General features: G+C 66.6%; 2 protein-coding genes. One reads left to right on the plus strand and one right to left on the minus strand.

Annotation, left to right across the window (positions count from 1 at the left end):
* Positions 1-1,287: protein adenylyltransferase SelO (locus AC1DYX_RS29765; protein WP_477265623.1), on the minus strand; the 1,287-nt coding region annotated here is incomplete at its 3' end.
* A 178-nt stretch (positions 1,288-1,465) separates the two neighbouring features.
* On the opposite strand from AC1DYX_RS29765, the gene AC1DYX_RS29770 reads away from it, so the two are divergent.
* A complete protein-coding gene (locus tag AC1DYX_RS29770) occupies positions 1,466-3,115 on the plus strand; it encodes a 3-(methylthio)propionyl-CoA ligase (RefSeq protein ID WP_477265621.1) in 1,650 nt (549 codons plus the stop codon).
* Positions 3,116-3,167: the final 52 nt, after the last annotated feature.

Genomic DNA, 3,167 nt, shown 5'->3' on the forward strand with positions numbered 1-3,167 from the left:
GCCTTCCTGGTGCAAGCGCGCGCGGTATTCCACGGCCCAGGCGTCGAACGCGGGACGGTCGAGGAACAGGTCGCGCAGCGGCGCGTCCGCTTCCGCCCGGTCCGCAGCGGGCACGTCCAGTTTCAGGTCGCCCAGGCGGCGGAAGAACAGTGTGAAGTCGACGTGGTTTGCCTGCATGAGCTTGAACATGTCGTCGGCCAGCGCGCGGTCGTTTTCCTGCACGGTGCTGAGGCCAAGCTTGGCATGCAGCAGTTCGTCGAACTTTTCGCCGTAGGTGTCGACATAGACATCCAGCGCGGCCCTGGCGCCTTCCTGGTCGTCGATCAGCGGCAGCAATGCGTTCGCCAGCGCATAGCAGTTCCAGTGGCCCACCGGCACCTGGTTCGCATACGAGTAGCGGCCGCCCTGGTCCGTGTGGTTGCAGATGTGGTCGACGTCGAACGCTTCCATGAACCCGAACGGGCCATAGTCCAGCGTGATGCCCAGGATCGACATATTGTCCGTGTTCATCACGCCATGCATGAAGCCGACCGCCTGCCAGTGCGCGATCAGGCGCGCCGTGCGGCGCGTGACTTCCTCGAGCAGGGCGAGATACGGGTTGGCGGCATCCGCGAGGGCCGGGTAGAAGGCCTTGATGACGTAGTCGGCCAGGATGCGCAGTTCTTCCGGGTTGTTACGGTAGCGCCAGTGTTCGAACGACCCGAAGCGCACGAAGCTGGGCGCCATGCGGGTGACGACGGCCGACGTCTCCACCGTCTCGCGGATCACGGGCTGGTCGGAGCCGGTGACCATCAGCGCACGCGTCGTCGGGATGCCGAGCGCCGCCATCGCCTCCGAGCAAAGGAATTCGCGGATCGACGAGCGCAGCACCGCGCGCCCGTCGCCCATGCGCGAATACGGCGTCAAACCGGCGCCTTTCAGCTGCAGTTCCATCGGACCGTCGGCCGTGGCGAGTTCGCCCAGCAGGATCGCGCGCCCGTCGCCGAGCTGGCCGGCCCAGTGGCCGAACTGGTGGCCGGAATACACGGCCGCCAGCGGCTGCGCGCGGGGCGGCACGTGGTTGCCCGTGAAGACGCCCACGAAGTCGTCGTGCGCAAGAATGGCCGGATCGAGGCCGACGAGCCGGGCTGCCGGGCTGCTTGCGGCGACGAAGTACGGCGCGGGCAGGGGCGTCGGCATCAGGCGCGTGTAGAACGCGGGCGGCAATTCGGCAAAGCTATTGTCGAACGGCAGGTCGTCGGCGGTGGCGAGATTGATGACGCTTCCTTCGGTTAAAGATTGGTTGATGCGCGGATTTTACCGTACACGCGCGGATTCTATGAGGGCAGGCGTGCGCGGCCTATGGTCGTTACATTCCGTAACCGTTTGGCAATGTTGCATGCTGCGCTGCAGCATCGAATTCCGTTGACGGACTTTTGTGCAGCGCCGGACACTGGTATTCCTGTCAGCATCCGCGAGGACATCGATGGAGAGTTCCGTGCAGCCCCCGCTCATGGGCCGGATGATGGACGAGCCCCTGTTGATCTCGAGCATCATCCGGTTCGCGGCCCGGCATTATGGCAGCAGCGAAATCGTCTCGCGCCGCGTCGAGGGCGACATGCACCGCTACACGGTGCGCGACTGCGAGGCGCGGGCGCGGCGCCTGGCCGATGTGCTCCTTCGGCAGGGCGTCGCGATGGGGGAGCGCGTGGGCACGCTGGCCTGGAACGGCTACCGGCATCTCGAGCTGTACTACGCCGTCTCCGGTTCCGGCGCCGTGCTGCACACGATCAATCCGCGCCTGCATCCGGACCAGATCGCCTACATCGTCAACCACGCGCAAGACCAGCTGCTGTTCTTCGACCTGACTTTCCTGCCGCTGATCGAGGCGATCGCCCCGCGCTGCCCGACGGTGAGGGCGTTCGTGCTGATGACCGACGCCGCGCACATGCCGGCCGCGAGCGGCATCGCCAACCTGCTGTGCTACGAAGACCTGCTGGATGCCGCGTCCGCCGATTACGCATGGCCCGGGTTCGACGAGCGTGCGGCGGCAGCGCTGTGCTACACGTCGGGCACGACGGGTAATCCGAAGGGGGCGCTGTATTCGCACCGGTCGACCGTGCTGCACGCGTACGCATCCGCCATGCCGAACGTCCTGAACGTGGGCGCGGCCGACGTCGTGCTGCCCGTCGTGCCCATGTTCCATGTGAACGCATGGGGCCTGCCGTATTCCGCGCTGCTGTCCGGTGCAAAGCTCGTGCTGCCCGGCGCCGCCCTGGACGGCAAGTCGCTATACGAGCTGTTCGAGGCCGAGCACGTGACGTTTTCGGCCGGCGTGCCCACGGTCTGGCTGGGCCTCGTCAACCACGTGCTGCAGAACGCCCTCGCGTTCTCCACGTTCCGGCGCACGGTGATCGGCGGGGCCGCGTGTCCGCCGGCACTGATGGACACGCTGATCGACCGGCTCGGCGTACAGGTCATCCACGGCTGGGGCATGACGGAAATGTCGCCGCTCGGCACGACGGGCGGCCTGCTGGCGAAGCACCGCGACCTGCCGGCCGCCGGGCAGCGCGCGATCCTGCGCAAGCAGGGCCATGCGATCTTCGGCGTGGACATGAAGATCGTCGACGACGACGGCAACGAGCTGTCTTGGGACGGGCACACGTTCGGGCACCTGTACGTGAAGGGGCCGTGGATCATCTCGTCCTATTTCGGCGACGAGGGCGGCGACGTGCTGCGCGACGGCTGGTTCCCGACCGGCGATGTCGCCACTATTGATCCGGACGGCTTCATGCAGATCACGGACCGCAGCAAGGACGTCATCAAGTCCGGCGGCGAGTGGATCGGCTCGATCGACCTGGAAAACATCGCGATGGCGCATCCGGCCGTGCTGCAGGCGGCATGTATCGCCGTCCCGCATCCGAAGTGGGACGAGCGGCCGTTGCTGGTCGTCGTGCGGCGGCCGGAGGCGACGCTCACGCGCGAGGACATGCTGCGGTTTTTCGAGGGGAAGGTGGCGAAGTTCTGGATGCCGGACGATGTCGTGTTCGTCGCCGCGCTGCCGACCGGCGCGACCGGCAAGATCCAGAAGAACCGCTTGCGCGAACAGTTCCGGGACCATCGGATGCCGGAGTAGGGCAGGCGCGCGTTGAGCGCGTGGGCACGTTTCATTTGCGGTCCTCGGCCGC

Source organism: Massilia sp. P2_C2 (genome assembly GCF_056404615.1).